The 16,850-nt window shown below is 67.9% G+C and carries 13 protein-coding genes; 4 read left to right on the top strand and 9 right to left on the bottom strand.

Annotated features, from left to right (window positions below):
- Positions 1 to 10: 10 nt before the first annotated feature.
- Together ACW17V_RS14605 and ACW17V_RS14600 are read left to right on the top strand one after the other, a co-directional pair.
- Entirely contained in the window at positions 11 to 958 is a 948-nt protein-coding gene (locus ACW17V_RS14605; RefSeq protein ID WP_492105800.1) for an aldo/keto reductase, read from the top strand.
- Between the two features lie 5 nt (positions 959 to 963).
- Positions 964 to 1,392 (top strand): globin domain-containing protein, encoded by a 429-nt coding sequence (locus ACW17V_RS14600; RefSeq protein ID WP_492105799.1) that lies wholly within the window; start codon positions 964 to 966, stop codon positions 1,390 to 1,392.
- Here the strand turns inward: ACW17V_RS14600 and ACW17V_RS14595 are convergent.
- A complete protein-coding gene (locus ACW17V_RS14595; protein WP_492105798.1) occupies positions 1,389 to 1,937 on the bottom strand; it encodes a PAS domain-containing protein in 549 nt (182 codons plus the stop codon). The two genes, ACW17V_RS14600 and ACW17V_RS14595, sit on opposite strands and share 4 nt — an antisense overlap.
- A gap of 173 nt (positions 1,938 to 2,110) precedes the next feature.
- Between ACW17V_RS14595 and ACW17V_RS14590 the strand changes: the two genes are divergently transcribed.
- On the top strand, positions 2,111 to 3,058 hold the full coding sequence (locus tag ACW17V_RS14590; RefSeq protein ID WP_492105797.1) for a hypothetical protein: 948 nt from the start codon (positions 2,111 to 2,113) through the stop codon (positions 3,056 to 3,058).
- 61 nt (positions 3,059 to 3,119) lie between these two features.
- Here the strand turns inward: ACW17V_RS14590 and ACW17V_RS14585 are convergent, their stop codons facing one another.
- The 8 genes from ACW17V_RS14585 to ACW17V_RS14550 all read right to left on the bottom strand — a co-directional run bounded on the left by ACW17V_RS14585 (position 3,120) and on the right by ACW17V_RS14550 (position 14,734).
- Positions 3,120 to 6,020, bottom strand: a complete 2,901-nt coding sequence (locus tag ACW17V_RS14585; RefSeq protein WP_492105796.1) for a M16 family metallopeptidase — start codon at positions 6,018 to 6,020, stop codon at positions 3,120 to 3,122.
- A gap of 94 nt (positions 6,021 to 6,114) precedes the next feature.
- Positions 6,115 to 7,203, bottom strand: coding sequence for a DUF2336 domain-containing protein (locus ACW17V_RS14580; RefSeq protein ID WP_492105795.1), 1,089 nt, complete (start codon positions 7,201 to 7,203; stop codon positions 6,115 to 6,117).
- On the bottom strand, positions 7,203 to 7,919 hold the full coding sequence (locus tag ACW17V_RS14575) for a hypothetical protein (protein WP_492105794.1): 717 nt from the start codon (positions 7,917 to 7,919) through the stop codon (positions 7,203 to 7,205). The genes ACW17V_RS14580 and ACW17V_RS14575 overlap by 1 nt, the downstream gene beginning before the upstream one ends.
- Before the next feature lie 60 nt (positions 7,920 to 7,979).
- A complete protein-coding gene (locus ACW17V_RS14570; protein WP_492108806.1) occupies positions 7,980 to 8,738 on the bottom strand; it encodes an ABC transporter permease in 759 nt (252 codons plus the stop codon).
- Between the two features lie 5 nt (positions 8,739 to 8,743).
- A complete protein-coding gene (locus ACW17V_RS14565; RefSeq protein ID WP_492105793.1) occupies positions 8,744 to 9,496 on the bottom strand; it encodes an ABC transporter ATP-binding protein in 753 nt (250 codons plus the stop codon).
- Positions 9,493 to 10,479: an ABC transporter substrate-binding protein gene (locus ACW17V_RS14560; protein ID WP_492105792.1), complete on the bottom strand. Its 987-nt coding sequence runs from the start codon at positions 10,477 to 10,479 to the stop codon at positions 9,493 to 9,495. The genes ACW17V_RS14565 and ACW17V_RS14560 overlap by 4 nt, the downstream gene beginning before the upstream one ends.
- A 72-nt stretch (positions 10,480 to 10,551) precedes the next feature.
- The gene (locus tag ACW17V_RS14555; RefSeq protein WP_492105791.1) at positions 10,552 to 12,624 is read right to left on the bottom strand and encodes a hybrid sensor histidine kinase/response regulator; all 2,073 of its coding nucleotides are present in this window, start codon (positions 12,622 to 12,624) and stop codon (positions 10,552 to 10,554) included.
- 286 nt (positions 12,625 to 12,910) lie between these two features.
- Positions 12,911 to 14,734 (bottom strand): ABC-F family ATP-binding cassette domain-containing protein, encoded by a 1,824-nt coding sequence (locus tag ACW17V_RS14550; protein ID WP_492105790.1) that lies wholly within the window; start codon positions 14,732 to 14,734, stop codon positions 12,911 to 12,913.
- 205 nt (positions 14,735 to 14,939) lie between these two features.
- Here ACW17V_RS14550 and ACW17V_RS14545 point away from each other — a divergent pair, with 205 nt between their 5' ends.
- The gene (locus ACW17V_RS14545) at positions 14,940 to 16,850 is read left to right on the top strand and encodes a response regulator (protein WP_492105789.1); all 1,911 of its coding nucleotides are present in this window, start codon (positions 14,940 to 14,942) and stop codon (positions 16,848 to 16,850) included.

Raw genomic sequence — 16,850 nt, 5'->3', positions numbered from 1 at the left:
TCGTCTAGCCATGCAGCGTCGCCCCCTCGGCCGTTCCGGCCTCTCGACCGCCCCGCTGGTCTTTGGCGGGAATGTCTTTGGCTGGACGGCGGATGAGGCGACCTCGCATCGCCTGCTCGACGCCTTCGTCGGCGGCGGCTTCAACGCCGTCGACACGGCCGACGTCTATTCGGCCTGGGTTCCCGGGCACGAAGGGGGCGAGTCCGAGAGTGTGATCGGTCGATGGCTGAAGGCGCGGGGCAGGCGCGACGACGTGCTGATCCTGACCAAGGTGGCCATGTGGCCCAAGCAGCCTGGCCTGTCGGCCGCCAATATCGAGGCGGCGGCCGAGGGTTCGCTGCGGCGGTTGCAGACGGACTATATCGACCTCTATCAGTCGCATCAGGACGACGCGGCGACCCCGGTCGAGGAGACACTGGAGGCCTATGGCCGTCTGGTGAAGGCGGGCAAGGTGCGGGCCATCGGGGCGTCCAATGTCTCGCCGGCCAGGCTGACCGAGAGTCTGGCGGCCTCGGCAGCTAACGGCCTACCGCGCTACGAGACGATCCAGCCGAAGTTCAATCTTTATGACAGGGACCAGGTCGAGGGCGAACTGGCCGCCCTGGCCGCCGCGGAAGGCTTGGGCGTCATCCCGTTCTACGGTCTGGCCGCGGGCTTCCTGACGGGCAAGTACCGCGCTGAAGCCGACCTTGAAGGACGCGCGCGACGTCATACGATCAAGCGCGACTACATGAACGACAAGGGCGTTCGGGTGCTGGCGGCGCTGGACAAGGCCGTCGCGGCGACCGGAGCCACTCACGCCCAGATCGCCCTGGCCTGGATCATGGCCCATCCGGCCATCACCGCGCCCATCGCCAGCGCTACCAGCGTCGCCCAACTGGACGAGCTGATGGGCGGGGCCCGTCTCGTTCTGCCCGCCGGGGTCATCGCCGATCTCGACGCGGCCGGGCGGAGCTAGTCGCCGTGCGCGCGGCGCTGATCGAGAGCAGCCTGGAGCTGGCGGCCCAGCGCTGCGACGATCTCACGCCCCTGGTCTATGAGCGGCTCTTTCGCCAGCAGCCGGACATGGAGCCGCTGTTCTGCATGGATGCCAATGGCCAGGTGCGCGGCGAGATGCTGTCGCAAGTGATCCGGGCCATCCTGGATTTCGTGGGCGAGCGGCTGTACGCGGCCACCCTGATCCAGTCCGAAGCGATGAACCACGCCGGCTATGACGTGCCGCCCCGGGTGTTCGGAACCTTCTTTGGCGTGCTGGCGGACACCCTGCGCGAGGTGCTGGGCGCGGACTGGACGGCCGATATCGACACGGCGTGGCGCGAACTGCTGGTCGAGCTGGACTACTACGTCACCCATACCAACCAGTTCGAGACCGCAAAGGCCGCGAGGGGCTAGGCGATCCGGCGTCCATCCAGGGTGGCCAGGCGCAACCGCGCGCCTTCCTGATTGGCGAGGCCCAGGGGCTGGATCTTGCGAACGCCCAGTTCGTAGGCCGGACGCCCTTCCAGGCGCGCCGTCATGGCGATGGGCTGATAGATTCCCAGGAAGCGGTCGGTTTCGCCGCTCACGCCGCGCAGGGGCGCGAACAGCACCTCCATGCCGACCGACGGAACCCCCTGAGCCCGAATGTCGGCCGTCACCACCACCGGCTGGCAGCGGCGACGGGCGATCTCCAGCGAGGACTTCAGCTCCAGCCGGTGCGACAGGGCCCACAGGCTCAAAAGATCCTCGCCACGCAGATCGCGGGCGTGCAGGTCGGCCAGGAAGCCGCCGGCCAGGCGGAAGGGCATGCGCCCCAGCTTCTCGCGCCCGGCGATGAAGACCTGAGGCAAAAGGTCGGTGAAATCGCCCGGATTGATGTCTGCGCGCGACGGCGCGGGCGCGTCGCCTTTGCGGTCGCGCCAATAGTCTATCAACCGTTGTGTGCTTGGATGGAACATCGTCGTCCCCTCGGCGGGTCCTTCAACGGCCGTTTTGTGCCGCATGGGGCTTGCTAGGAGATCCGTGCCAGAGCCCCGACCGTCCCGTTTTGGCGCAAGCCGACTGGGAAGCGGGTGACGGCCCGATTCTTGCTGGCCAAACGGCCGGACGACGTCGTGTGAAGGGGACCGCCATGAAGGCGCCGAAACGATCGATGCGCGGGCTGGCTTGGGGTCTTGGCGCCCTGCTGGGAAGCCTGATGCTGGGCGGCGCGGCCTATGCGCAGTGCAACAGCGGTTGCACGCCCACGCCGCCGGTCTGCTGCAAGCCTCCGCCGGCGCCCCCCAAGCCTCCCAAGCCGCCCAGCACCCCGTGCTGCACGCCGGGTCACAACGTCAATATTCCGGGTGTGAACATCAATGTCGGCGCGACGGTGATCGTCAACGCCAACGCCAGCGCCTCGGCGGGAGCCGTAGCGGGCGCGGGCGCCGGAGCCGGAGCCGGAGCCGGAGCGGGCGCTGGCGCTGGCGCGACCACCAACGTCTATTACGGTGGCGGCGGTCACGGCGGCTATTACTCGGGCCCGATGTCGACCGGCTACATTCAGGGCCTCAATGTCGAGGGCGGCGAACTGCGTCGCCGCGCATCCTATGAGGCCACCCGCACCAAGCTGCGCCGCGTGGTCATCCGCGCTGTCTGCCTGGACGATCGCGACGTGCCGCACCCGGCCTCTCAGGTCACCCCCGACCGCGATATCGATGATCGCTATGATGGCGAACTCTATCGCTGCATCGCCGGCTCGCGCATGCAGTATGTGATCGGCGACTACGAGAGCAGCATCGACATCAGCACCAATGGCCGCGGCGCCCAGACCTATATCTGCGCCAAGAACGAGGCCCTCTATCACGCCCCGGGCGCCGGTCAGGCCGGCCAGGCGGGTACCTTGACCTGCCGTCCGCAGCGTCCCGCCCGCGACTGCAACGAGCGCTCGCTGCTGCGCCGCTTTGGCGCTGGCGTGAAGATCCTGACCATCCTGACCAGCGAGACCTACACGGCCTATCGCGAGGAGCAGGTTCGCGAGACCAGCGCGTCTTCGATGAGCTTCAGCCTCGATGGCGGCGTCGGCGGCGTGGTCTACTAGACCCTCGCCATCGCTGAACGTTCAGGCCCTCCCGCCAGCCGGCGGGAGGGCCTTTTTATGTCTACTTGGCTTCCGGCTTGACCAGCACGGTCCAGGACCTGTCCTCGCCCAGGAAGGTGCGGGCGGCCTTCTGGACGTCGGCGGCCTTGACCCGTTCCAGCCCGGCGATCACCGAGCGGGTGGCGTCCAGGATGCGCGGATCGGTCTGGGCACCCGACAGGTTGCCCAGCCAGTACTCGTTGGTGACGCGCGACTTTTCGATCTGGTCGATGCGCGGCTTCTTGGCGCGCTCCAGTTCGTCATCGGTGACGGGCTTGTCGCGCAGGTCGGCGGCGATCTGGCGAATGGTGGCGGCGACGCCGTCCAGCTTGTCCGGCGGCACCTCAACACTGACCGACAGATAGCCCCAGTCGTTGAAGATCACGCTGTGGGTGGCCCCGGCCGATGGCGAATAGGTGGCCCCCTGCTTTTCGCGCAGTTCGTCGGTCAGCCGCAGCTGCATCACCTGGGCCAGGACCGAGGTGTCGCGCGAGCGCTGCAGGTCAGAGAACAGGTCGTCGGTCCTCCAGCTCATGAACAGCTGGGCCTGGTCGGCGCGGCCCTTGTGGGTCAGCACCACCGGCGTCGTTGACGGGGCGGGGAAGGGAACCTGACGCGCGGCGACGGGATCGGCCAGACCCGGGCGGGTGGGCAGGGCCCCGAAGGTCTCGGCCACGGCGGCGATCGCCTTGTCGACAGTGATGTCGCCGACCATCACGACCTCGATCGCGCCCTTGCTGAGCGGATCGGTGACAGCTGCCTTCAGGCCGTCGAGCGAGGCGGCGGCGATGTCCGCGCGGGACGGAAAGGTCCAGCGCCTGTCGCCGTTATGCAGCAGCCCGCTGAGGTCGCGTCCCATGACGCCGCCGGTGGTGGTTTCCAGCTGGTCGTGGATGGTGCCGTAATAGGTCTTGATCCGCGAGAAGGCTTCTGGCCGCCAGCCCGGCTCCATCGCGAAGCCGGCCAGCACCTGCAGTTCCGTGCCGACATCCTCGGGCCGGGTGCGGCCGCTGAGGGTGAAGGCGTTGTCCTCGACGCCCAGGCTGGCGTTCCAGATCTTGCCGTTCAGCACCCGCTCCATGTCCTGGGCGCTGATCTGCTTGAGCCCACCCTCGATGAAGGCGGAGCTGGACCATAGCGGGCTCTGGGCGTCGGACGGCAGATCGAGAAGGCCGTTGCCGATGCGCGCCTTGATCAGCACCTGATCGTCGCGGAACTTGGTCGGCTTGACTGTCAGTCGCACGCCGTTCTCGAACCGCACGAAGACGGTGTCGAGGTCGGTGACGTCCTTCTGCTCGGCGACCTTGCCGATCGGCCCGAAGCTGGCATAGGGCCAGGCTGTGACGCCGGGCGCGGCGGGGGGCAGCACGGCGACCTTGCGGGCGTCTGCATAGGCGGCGAGCACCGTCTTCTCGGCGCCCTCGATATTGGTCGGGCTGGGGATCAGGATCAGCGGGCCCTGGCCGGCGAAGGCTGCTTTCAGCGCGGCGCTGACGCGCTCCGCCGTCAGGCCTTTTACGATCTGGTCGAAGGCGGTCAGATTCTGGCTGGGGCTGGTGACGGTCTCGCCGTCGCCCAGGGTTCCGACGATCCCGCCGGCCAGGGCCGTGGTGCGCTGGGTGGCCTCGCCGGAGACCGCCGCGACCAGGGATGAGCGCATGCTGGCGATCTCGCGGTCCAGCTCGTCCTGGCGCACGCCATATTGCACGACGCGTCGCTGTTCCTGGTCCAGGGCCGACAGCGCCTCGCGCCAGCGACCCGGCTGCGCTGTGGCGCCCAGGGTGGTCATGCGCACCGCGCCATATTGATCACCGGTAAAGGCGCCGCCCGCGATGAAGGGCGGATCGGCCGCGCGGCTCAGGGCTTGCATCCGACGGTTCAACACCGCGAAGCCCAGGTTCCGGAGCGTATCCGCCACGTCGGTGGCGCGGGTTTCGATCAGGCCGTCGGGCGTCGCCGCCCAGGACAGCTGCACCGACAGCGGCGCGCCGGGCTCGACGACGACGCGCGCGGTCTCACCCCGCCTTGCCACCTTGCCGACATCAGGATCGGCGCCGGCAGGTCCCTTGGCCGTCCAGTCGCCGAAGCGGGCTTTTATCTTGGCCTCCATGGCGTCGAGGTCGAAGTCGCCGACCGCCACCAGCACCGCCCGCTCGGGTCGGTAGTAGGCCTCATAGTAGTCTCGGATGCGTTGGGCGGGCGCTGTCTTGAGAACCTCGGTCTTGCCGATGGGGATGCGCTTGGGCGGCAGCTGGCCTTCCATCTGGAAGCCCATCGACTTGATGGCCACGCGATAGCCGGGGCTGTCGCGAGTGCGCTCTTCCGAGAGCACCACGCCGCGTTCGCGATCGACGGCCTCGGGCGCGATGGTCAGCTCGCCGGCCGCCTCGCGCAGCAGCATCAGTGAGGTGTCGACCGTCGCGTCATCGGTCTTGGGCAGATCGAGCTGGTAGATGGTCTCGTCCAGACCGGTGGAGGCGTTGGTGTCGGCCCCGAAGGCCAGGCCGTGGCGCTCCAGGATCTTGATCATCTCACCTTCGGGTACGTTCTTGCTGCCGTTGAAGGCCATGTGCTCGAGGAAGTGGGCCAGGCCCTGCTGGTCGTCGGCCTCCATCATCGAGCCAGTGTCGAACCACAGGCGCAGGGCGGCCTGCTGGGGCGGGGTGGCGTTCTTCATCAGGGCGTAGCGCATGCCGCTGGGCAGGACGCCGAACCGCACGCGCGGGTCGGGCGCGACGTCCGACACCTCGTGCGCCCACTGGCCGGGCTTGAGCGACGCCAGGGTCGGGCCGGCGGGCTGGGCCGGCGCGAGGATAGCCTCCCTGCCAGGCAGGGACGGCATGGAAAGCTTGGGCAGAGCCGAGCAGGCGGCGAGGGACAGGCCGACAGCGGCCAGGAGTGTCAGGCGCGAAGCGCGAATCATAGACAGCCTAGGGTTTGGTGAGCTTTTTCGAAGCCGCACCTTGGGCGTCCGTGAAGGCGCAAGCAAGGCGGCGACGGCCCCGCGAAAGCCGCGATCAGGCGGCGGCGACGTCGCCAGTCTGGCGGCGCAGGCGCCAGAAGCGGATGGTCCGCAGCGCCGAGTCCCGGGGCAGGTCGCCGTAGAGCTCGCCATAGGCCTTGGCCTTGCCCATCACGTCGTCGGACGGATCCAGGATCAGCAGGGCGAAGGTCAGGAACAGGGCGCGGTCGAAATCGGCCGCCTTGCAGACCACGGCCAGGCCATCCAGCTCACGACGCTCGAGGATCTTGCGGGCGGTGTGGAAGTCGATGTCGGCCATCTCCGCCAGGGCGACGAGGAACAGGGTTGTCTTCTTGGCGCGCAGCATACCCGCCAGGGCCTGGGGCGAGACGCCGCCCTTGGCCTTGATGGCGTGGAACTCGTGTTCGGCCTGGGCGTGGTCGGCGGGCAGGGCGCCGTCCTGGGCGGCCACGCGCTTGCGACCGGCATTGAGCGCGGCTTCCAGCGTGGCCGGATCCATGTCGGCGTTCTTCTCCATGATCCGGTCGCGAAGCTTGGCCTCGACCATGAAGTACATTTCGTTGAGCAGATCGACCGGCAGGCTGTGACGGTCCACCACGGCCTCGTGCAGGGCCGGGTTTGAGGCAGCGCGATCGACGACGGCCTCGTGGGCGGCGCGCGACAGCACGGCGCCTTCGTTGCGCAGCAGGACGCCAAGCGTGTCGTCATCCCCGCGCTGGACGATGGCGTCCGATACGGCGCTGGGAACGCTGGCGCGCTGCGAGATGGCGCGCAGATGATCCTGGCCGCGGGTGCGGGCCACTTCCAGCAGGTCTTCTTCCGAGAGGCTGGAGGAGCCGCGCAGGATCGGCTGGGCGACGGCGATGCTGTCCAGGGCCAGAGCCTTGCTGAGGCCGCGCGGAGGGGTCGGCGCATGGCTCAAGCGCTCGGCCAGCTCGACCTTGACGGCCTCTTCCATCTCACCGGCCAGCTGGCTCATGACGTCGTCAAACAGGCCCATCTGCACCGGGTCGTGGCCTTCGCCGGCGAAGAACAGGTCGGTGACGCCCCGTAGCAGTTCGCGGCGTTTTGCGCTCGACGGCTCGTCTGCCAGGGCGATCAGGTCGTGAAGCTTGGACTGCATCAGAGCGACCGGTCCTTGCTGTCGCGATCGCCGTCTTCGTCACCGCGTGCGCCGGCCGCCAGCCACTCGGCCGAACCGTGACGGGGCTCGTCGTCCTTAAGGCGGGGCGCTTCTTCTGACGGTGCGATGAACACCATGCCGTTCGGCTGCAGCGGGGGCAGGGCGTCAGGCTGCAGTCCATACTGGCGGCCTACGGAATAGGTCCGGGCCAGGGTCTGGGCCGCAGGCGCATAGGCCGCCATCGCCGTAGGTGCGGTTTGAGTCTGAGCCGCCGGGATCGGTTGGCGGATGATCTGTGTTGGCGGTTCGATGTCTTGGCGCTCGGCCTGCACGCCGGGCGCTTTGGCCAGCGGTCGCGCGCCGAGGTTCCGCCAGGGTTCCGACATCGGCGGTTGGGCTTGTGATACGGGCGCGGGCGTCGCAGATTGCGAGCGCATGCCCAGATTACGCCAGGGTTCCGACATGGGCGTCTGTGCTTGGGGCGCGACGTAGGGCTGACGCCAGGGTTCGGATACGGGCCGAGAGCTCTGCGAGCGGGGCGCGGCGGGTTCCTGCTTGCCGGCCCAGCCCAGGATCGGCCCGCCATAGCCCGAAGCGGCGGTCAGGGCGCCGGTCTGACGGCTTGGTCGCGGACCATAGCGGCTCTCGCGCGTGTCCTCGGCGCGCGCGGCGGACGCGGCGCAAGCAAGGACGGCGATGAGGACGATGGTACGCATGGGGCGGCCTGACGGAAAACTCCGAGCCTCCAGCCTTAGCCTGCCCCGCTTAATCCGGACCTAACGCCCGCGCCAAACGGCGAGCAATCGACGTTCGGCCAGCTCCATCAGGGCGTGAAGCGCCACACCCAGCAGGGCCAGGGTCAAGAGGGCGGCGAACACGCGCGCGGTCTGCAGACGGTTGTAGGATTCCAGAATTCGCCAGGCCAGGCCCTGGGCTCCGCCCGAACCGGCCACGAACTCGGCCACCACGGCTCCGATCACGGCCAGGCCGGAGGCGACCTTGTGGCCCTCCAGAAGCGCGGGGACGGCCGAGGGCAGGCGCAGGCGCCAGAGCCGCTGGGCCGACGTCGCGCCATAGAGATCGAAAAGGCGGGCCAGGTCGGGATCCACGGCCTTGAGACCAGTCAGGGCGCCCGAGAAGATCGGGAAGAAGGCGACCACGGCGGCCAGGCCGATCACGGCGCGTTCGGGATGGTCGATCCCCGCCCAGATGGTCACCAGCGGAGCGATGGCGACCAGTGGCGTCACTTGCAGCGTGACCGCGATGGGGCGGATCGCGTCTTCCAGCAGGGGACTCAAGCTGACTGTCAGGGCCAGGGCGCAGGCCAGCAGGCTGGCGATGACCAGCGCCACGAGAGCCGTCGACAGCGTACCCCAGGCCGAAGCCAGCAGCAGCGGCCAGCCTTCGATCAGGGCTGTCCAGATCGCGCTCGGCGGCGGCAGTAGATAGGGCGGAACCGACAGGCGCTGGCAGACGATCTCCCAGGCCGCCAGCAGCAGGCCGATCAGCAGGAGCGGCGACAGGAAGGCCGACAAGGTCCTCATGCGGCGCGAACCCCGGCCTCGGCCAGCAGGCCCGACACCCGCTCGGCGGCGTCGCGGAAGGCCTGGCTGGTGCGAAAGGCGGGGGGACGGATCATGGGGCCGTCGATGACGACTTCTCCCGCGATGCGGCCGGGGCCGGGGGTCATGACCACGACACGGCCGGCCATGTAGACCGCCTCCTCGACATTGTGGGTGACGAAGATCATGGCCGGCGACAGTTCCGCGGCCAGAGCCAGAACATCGTCGGCCAGGGCGCGGCGGGTGATTTCGTCCAGCGCCGCGAAGGGCTCATCCAGCAGCAGCAGGCGGGGGCGGGTGACCAGGGCGCGGGCCAGCGAAACCCGCATGGCCATGCCGCCCGACAACTGGGCGGGGCGCGCGGCAAGCGCCTGGCCCAGGCCGACCTTGGCCAGGGCCTCGGCGGCAGCCGTCATGGCGTCGGCGCGACGCTCGCCGGCCAGTTCCAGAGGGAGGGCGACATTGGCCTGGGCGCTGAGCCACGGCGCGAGCGTGGGGGCCTGGAAGACCACCGCCGTTTCGCCCTTGCCGGCGGCGCGGGTCAAGGTTCCGCGGGTGGGTTGCTCAAGGCCCGCCAGCAGGCGCAGGGCCGTGGACTTGCCGCAGCCGGACGGTCCCACCAGGGCGACGATCTCGCCGGCGCGCAGATCCAGATCGACCGGCCCCAGGGCGCGACCGCGCCGGGGATAGTCGACCTCGACGGCCGATAGGGCGGCGATGGTCAGAGTCATTGGTCCTTGGGCAGGAACTGCAGCGTGTAGGCGCTCTTGTAGTTCATATCCCTGGGATAGACGCCCTGATCCGAAGCGACCTTGAAGAACTCCGCCCAGCGGGCGTCGGTCATCTGGCCAATGCCGTCCTTCGGGACGATGACGTAGGACCGCATCTTCTCACGGGCTTGGTCTAGGACGTCCTGGGTCATCTCCGGATTGTCCTTGAGGATGGCCGCATCGCCCGGCTTGGCGTCGCCATAGAGGTAGGATTTCCAGCCCGCGGCCGTGGCCTCGACGAAGGCCTGCGCGGCCGTCGGGTTCCTGGCGATGAAGCTGTCGGGCATGAGCACCATCGAGGCGTAGGCGGGATAGCCGCTGTCAGCCAGCAGGAAGACCGCCGGTTTGATTCCACCTTCCTTCTCGATGAGATAGGGCTCGCTGGTGGCATAGCCCTGCTGGACGATGCGCTTGTCGGCCAGGAAGGGCGCGGCGCTGTAATTGTACTTGCGCACCTGATCGTCGGTGAAGCCGTACTTGGCTTTCAGCCACACCCAGAAGGCGGTGATCGAGGCGTCCGACAGCAGGATCGGACGCCCCTTCATGTCGGCGATGGAATTGACGCCCTGGCCGGGGTGGGCGATCAGGACCTGCGGGTCCTTGTCCATGAAGGCGGCCACGGCCTTCACCGGCGCCTTTTCCTTGGCCAGGTTCATCACGATAAAGCTGTTGGAGCCGACCCCGGCGTCGACCGCGCCCGTGGCCAGCAGTTGGGGCACATTCACGCCGGGACCGCCCTGAATCAGGGTCACGTCCAGACCGCGTTTGGCGTATTCGCCGGTGGCCAGGGCCTGATAGTAGCCGCCAAGTTCGGCCTGGGCGCGCCAGTCGGTGGCAAGCTTCATGGCGGTGCGACCAGGAGCGTCGGCGGGTTCCTGCCCGGCGGGCGAACAGGCGGCCACCACAGCGCACAGGGCGAGCAAGGCCAGTTTGCGGAAACCCATGAATCCCTCCCGGACGAAGTCGCGAGAGGTTAGGCGGCAAGGCCGCATCTTCCAAGAGCGAACGCGGTTCGCCTAGTCGATGCCGCTGGGCGCGGTCCGCCAGCGCTCGACCTTGGCGTAGAGCACCTCGCGCTGAATCGGCTTGGCGATGTGATCGACCATTCCGGCCGCGTAACAGCGCTCGACCTGCTGGGGCAGGGCGTCGGCGCTCATGGCGATGATCGGCACCCGGCTGGCGGGCGAGTTCAGGGCGCGGATGGCGCGGGTGGCGGCCAGACCATCCATCAGCGGCATGTGGATATCCATCAGGATCATGTCGTACTCGCCGGTCGCGGCGGCCTCGACGGCCTGTTGGCCGTTCTCGGCGATATCAACCTTGCAACCCGCCAGGGTCAGAAGGGCGACGCCGATTTCACGGTTCATCGGATGGTCGTCGACCAGCAGGATATGGGCGGCGCCTGGCGAGATGGGCGTCCGCGGCTCGGAAACGGCCAGGGGCTCGGCGACCGGCGCGGTGATCTCGATCCAGAAGCACGAGCCCCGACCCGGCACGCTGTCGACGCCGATCTTGCCGCCCATGAGCTCGATCAGGGCCCGGCTGATCGCCAGGCCCAGGCCCGCGCCGCCATAGGTCCGGCTCGCCGAGCTGTCGATCTGCGAGAAGCGCTGGAACAGCAGGGCCTGCTTCTCGATCGAGATGCCGGCGCCGGTGTCGGTGATCTCGAAGCGCAGTCGATCCTCATGATTGCCAGGCTCGACGATCAGGCTGGCGTCGATCCGTCCCGTGTCGGTGAACTTCACCGCGTTGTTGAGCAGATTGAGCAGAACCTGGCGCAGGCGGGCGTCGTCCAGTTCGTGCAGGGCGTCGATCGGATCAATGATCTCGATGTCCAGTTTCAGACCCTTGGCGCGCGCCTCGGGGGCCATGATCGCAACCGTGTCGCGAAGCAGGGTCGCTGCCGAGGTCGGCTGCGGCAGTAGCTCCACCTGGCCGGCCTCGACTCGTGAGAAGTCGAGGATGTCGTTGACCACGGTCAACAGCGCGCCCCCGGCGGAGTCGATCAGGTTCACCTGCCTGCGCGCGTCCGGCGGCAGGTCGTTACGGGCGGCCAGAAGTTGGGCGAAGCCCAGCACGCTGTTCAGCGGCGTGCGGATCTCATGGCTCATGGTGGCCAGGAACTCGGTCTTGGCCTCGGTCGCGGCCAGGGCCCGGGCCCTGGCCGCGCGGGTCAGCTGTTCGCGGCGAACCAGCAGGCGCTTGAGGCGCTCCTGCTGCGCCAATGCCAGGCCGGTCGCCAGATTTGTGCCGAACAGAAGACTGATGAAGACCTGGGCGACCCGGGTCGGATTGGCGGTCTCCCATCGCATGCCCATGGCCAGATCGCCGGTGGAAGTCACCAGAGGAATGGCGATACAGGCCACCACCAGAGAGCTCTCAGCGGCCCCCCGCGCGCCCAGTCGAAAAGCGGCCAGCATGGCCAGGGGAAAGATCAGGAACGGCGCCGGAACCCCGTCGGGATGAAAGCAGATCGCGGTCATCGCGGCGATCGACGCATACAGCGCCAGCCGCTCGGTAATGGAGCGATGGAAGGTGCGCCGATGCTCGGCGTCCAGCAAAACCAGGACCGCTGGGAGCACGACGGCCAGCCCCAGGCCGCTTCGCGCGAACCAGGCCCACAACAGGGTCAGAAGAGGTGTTCCAGAGGTGATCGAGAGCGGGGGCGCGCAGATCAGCGCGGCGGCCGCGGCGATGGGCGCGCCCATCGCGACCAGAAGGGCCAGCTGGCGCATCGTCCGCAGGCGCAGCACGCCGCCAGAGAACCTGCGGGCCACGGCCCAGACCGCATAGGCTTCCAGCACGTCAACGCTGGTGTAGAGCAAGGCCTTACCGAAACTATCTCCGACAAGCAGGTCGATGATCAGGTGAAAGACGACCATCACGCTGGTCAGGGCGATGCGGCGCGGCGGATTGAGCGCCATGAGACCGACGGCCAGCAGTCCGTTTGCGGGCCAGAAGGAGGCCACGCCCAGTTCTGTCCGGGTCAGGAAGTCGCTGAAGGCCAGGCTGGCGACGACGGCCACAGCCAAGCTCAGCAGCAGGGTGTTCTGCCGCCGCTGTTCTTGTTGTGCCAGCTGATGCCGCATGCTCGTCTCGTCCCCCCGGATCAATACGCTCGCGACTGCTCAAGGTTGCCGCGCAATTTGGCCGCTGTGGCGCTTTGTCGCAGATGACGCGCGCTTTTAACTGATGGCCAACTTGGGTCCGCCGCACTTGTACTTGGCGGACGCACGACAATGCATAAGACAGCCGGCGCATCAAGCACAGGCGGCGCGCGAAGGGCGCAGGGCCGGGCGGCGCCCTGTTCTTGACTAGCGCTTGCTGGTGGGCGGCGTCGGCGTGATCACGCGGCTGGCGGGCTGATCGCCAGCGCTAGCTGGAGAGCGCCTCGCGCTTCTCTTCAAGAGCCAGCCACTCCTCTTCCGCCTGCGCCAGATCGGCGCGGGCCTTGTCGAGGGTCTTCATGACCTTGTCGAAGCCGGCAGGATCGCGCGCATAGAAGTTCGGATCCGCCAGTCTGGCTTCCAGATCGCCGATGATCTTGGGGCTGGCCGCGACCAAGGCTTCGCACTCCTCAAGTCGACGCTGGTCCTTGTAGGACAGCTTGACGGTCTTCTTGGGCGGGGCGCTCACCGCCGGAGCGGCCTTGGCGGCTCCCGTGGCGAAGTCGCCGCCGCCGGCGCCGCGCGCGCCCTTGAAGAAGTCGGGGCTCTGGTCGATCAGGTCGGTCCAGCCGCCGGGAGTCTCGATCACCTGGCCATGGCCGTTCATGGCGATGGTTGAGGTGGCCAGCCGGTCGATGAAGTCGCGATCGTGGCTGACCAGGATCAGCGTACCCTCGAAGTCGGCCAGCAGGTCCTCCAGCAGGTCCAGCGTGTCCATGTCCAGGTCGTTGGTGGGCTCATCGAGCACCATCAGGTTGGTGGGCGTGGCCAGGGCGCGGGCCAGCAGCAGGCGGTTGCGTTCCCCGCCCGACAGGCTGGTAACCGGTTGGCGCAGTTGGGCCTCGGTGAACAGGAAGTCCTTGGCGTAGCCTGCGACATGCTTGGGCAGGCCGCGCACCAGGATGGAGTCGCCGCCGCCGGGGGTCAGGAAGTCCCAGACGGTGATCTTGTCCGACAGGGCCATGCGGGCCTGGTCGACATAGGAAATCTCGAGATTGGTCCCCAGGGTGACCGTGCCGGAATCGACCGCCAGCTCGCCCAGCAGCAGCTTGACCAGCGTCGTCTTGCCCGCGCCGTTGGGGCCGACCAGGGCCACGCGGTCGCCGCGCAGGATGCGGGTCGAGAAGTCTTCGACGATCACCCGGTCGCCGAACTTCTTGGTGACGTTCTTGGCCTCGGCGACCTTCTTGCCCGAGGTCCCAGCCGCTTCGACAGCCATATAGATGCTGCCGCGCATGTCGCTCTGGCGATCCTTCTTCTCGGCGCGAAGGTCCATCAGGGCGCGGCGCCGGCCTTCATTGCGGGCCCGGCGACCCTGGACGCCGCGCGCCAGCCAGGCGTTCTCGCGTTCCAGCGCCTTGTTCAGACGACGGGCCTCGTCAGCGTCGGCGGCCATCACCGCCTCGCTCCAGGTCTCGAACTCAAGGAAGCCCTTGTCCAGGCGGCGCACCTTGCGGTGCTCCAGCCAGAAGGTGCGCTGGGTGACGCGGTTGAGGAAGGCCCGGTCGTGGCTGACGATCAGGGCGGCGCACTTGGAGCCGGCCAGTTCCTCTTCCAGCGTCTGGATGGCGAAGATGTCCAGGTGGTTCGTCGGCTCGTCCAGCAGCAGCACATCGGGCTGCTCGGCGAAGGCGCGGGCCAGAGCCGCGCGACGCTTTTCGCCGCCCGAAAGGCCTTCGGTGCCCTTTTCGGGGTCCAGGCCAAAGTCGGCCAGCGTAGCCTGGGCTTCGTAGTCCTGGGCGCCGCCGGCGGTGCAATAGTCCAGCAGGGTCGCGCCGGTGATTTCCGGTTCCTGACTGACGAAGACAATGCGCGCGCCGGGCTGCACGATGCGCTCGCCGCTGTCGGGTTCGGCGCCCTGAGCGGCCAGGATCTTCAGCAGGGTGCTCTTGCCCGCGCCGTTGCGGCCAACCAGACAGGCGCGAATGCGTGGCTCCAGCGCCAGGTCGACGCCGTCGAACAGGGGCTTGGCGCCATCGGCTAGCCGGACATCCTTGAGGGCGAGAATGGGCGCGCGGGCAGGGGAAGCCATAAGGTGCTCGTACTTGGGGGGAGGCGTCAGAGTGTCGCGGAGGATGCGGCGTATAACAGGGATGGCCGGGAAAAAACGCCAAAATCCTGCCTTATCCGGCTCGCCATCCTAGCAGAGGCGCTGCCTGGCGTTGGGCGCGACATATTCGCCCGTTAATGGGCCGCCAAACGCGATCTTGTTATGGTCATCCTGTCCAGGGAGATGAATGCCCGCCTTGTCGTCGAAGATCGACATACCCACGGCTTCCGGCCGTCTGGCCTTCGCTGTGGACGGCTTTGACCATCTGCGTCAGCCGGTCTGGGTGTTTGACGACAGGCGCAAGCGCAAGGTCTACGCCAACAAGGCCGCGCTCGAACTGTGGGGAGCGGCGGCCCTTGATGAGCTTCAGGCCCGCGATTTCGCCGACCAGTCACCCGCCGTGCGCATCCGCATGGACGCCATCAGCGAACGCATCGCCCGGGGCGAGACCGTTCACGACCGCTGGACTTTCTATCCCCATGGCGCTCCCGTCGCGGTCAGGACCGCCATTTCGCGGGTTCCCCTGCTCGACGGCGGCTGGGGTATGCTGTTTGAGGCTGCGCCGGCCGAGGTGGAGGCGCAGGAACATCGGGCCATCGAGGCTCTGCGACACACGACCGTGCTTGTAGCCCTGTATGACGCGATGGGCGCGCGACTGTTCGCCAATCCCGCCGCCATGGCCGCCTATCCCGCCGACAACGCCTCCTTTGTGGATTCCTTTGTGGACCGTGAGGCGGGCGAGCAGGTGTGGCGAACGGCCCTCACTGGGCGGCCGGCCTTCGGGTCTTTCCTTTTGGCCACCTCCGCGGGCGCCCGCTGGCACAGCGTAGACGCCCGGTGGGCGCGCGATCCCGTCAGCGGTGACGGCTGCGTGCTGGTCAACGAAACCGATATCACCGACGAGATCGAGGCTCGCTCGGCCCTGGGCGAGGCTCGCGAGCGCGCCGAGGCCGCCGTGCGGACGCGGCAGGAATTCCTGGCCAATATGAGCCACGAGCTTCGCACGCCCCTGACCAGCGTGATCGGCTTCGCCGGCCTGCTGGCTGACAGTGCTCTGGACGAAGGACAGCGCGGCCAACTGGCGCGGATTCAGGACGCCGGCTCGGCCCTGATGGCGACGCTGAATGATGTGCTGGACCTCTCCAAGCTCGAAGCCGGCGGGGTCGATCTTCAGCCCCGCCCATTCGCTTTGAGATCCATGCTGTCACAGGCCCTTGGCATCGTCGAAGCCCAGGCCTCGTCCAAGGGGCTGGTTCTGGATTTGACGGTTGACGAGAGCTGTCCGGCCTGGGTCGAGGGGGACCCGGAGCGGTTGCGACAGGTGCTGGTCAATCTGTTGGGCAACGCTGTCAAATTTACCGATCGGGGCCGGGTCGGCCTGGCCGTGACCCGACGGGCTCACCCCGATCCCGCTGTCGCGCGTCTGGAACTCTCCGTCTCGGACACAGGTGTCGGGGTGCCCCAGGCCATGCTGGCCACGGTCTTCGACCGGTTCGCCCAGGCCGGACCGGAGGTGGCCCGCCGCTTTGGCGGCACAGGGCTGGGGCTGACGATCACCCGGCAACTGGTCGAAATGATGGACGGCCAGATCGGCGTCGACAGCACGATGGGGCAAGGCTCGCGCTTCTGGTGCGTGGTCGACCTGCCGGTTGCCAGCAGGATCAAGACTCCCGGACCGGTCGCCTCGCCGCGCATGTCAGGAGGCCTTCGGCTGCTGGTGGCCGACGACAACGACGCCAACCGCGAACTGATCGGCGCCATCCTGCGATCGGCCGGCCATGAGGTCGAGGTTGCCCGCGACGGCGCGGAGGCGCTGGAGGCGGTTCGGTCGGGCGACTACGATCTGGTGCTGATGGACGTGCGCATGCCGGTCATGGACGGCCTCACGGCCACCCGCAGCATTCGGGCCCTGCAAGGCGATGTCGCGGGAATCCCGATCATTGCCCTGACCGCCAATGTCCTGGCCGATCAGGTGGCCTTCTACCGCGATCAGGGCATGGACGACCATGTCGGCAAGCCGATCAATCCGCGCGATCTGCTGATCAAGATCGCCCAATGGGGCGGGGTCGGGTCCCGGCGAGACCCCGTAACCGCTTGA

The organism is Caulobacter sp. FV2ye17ST, assembly GCF_058680955.1.
This window is presented reverse-complemented; position numbering and strand designations above follow the sequence as displayed.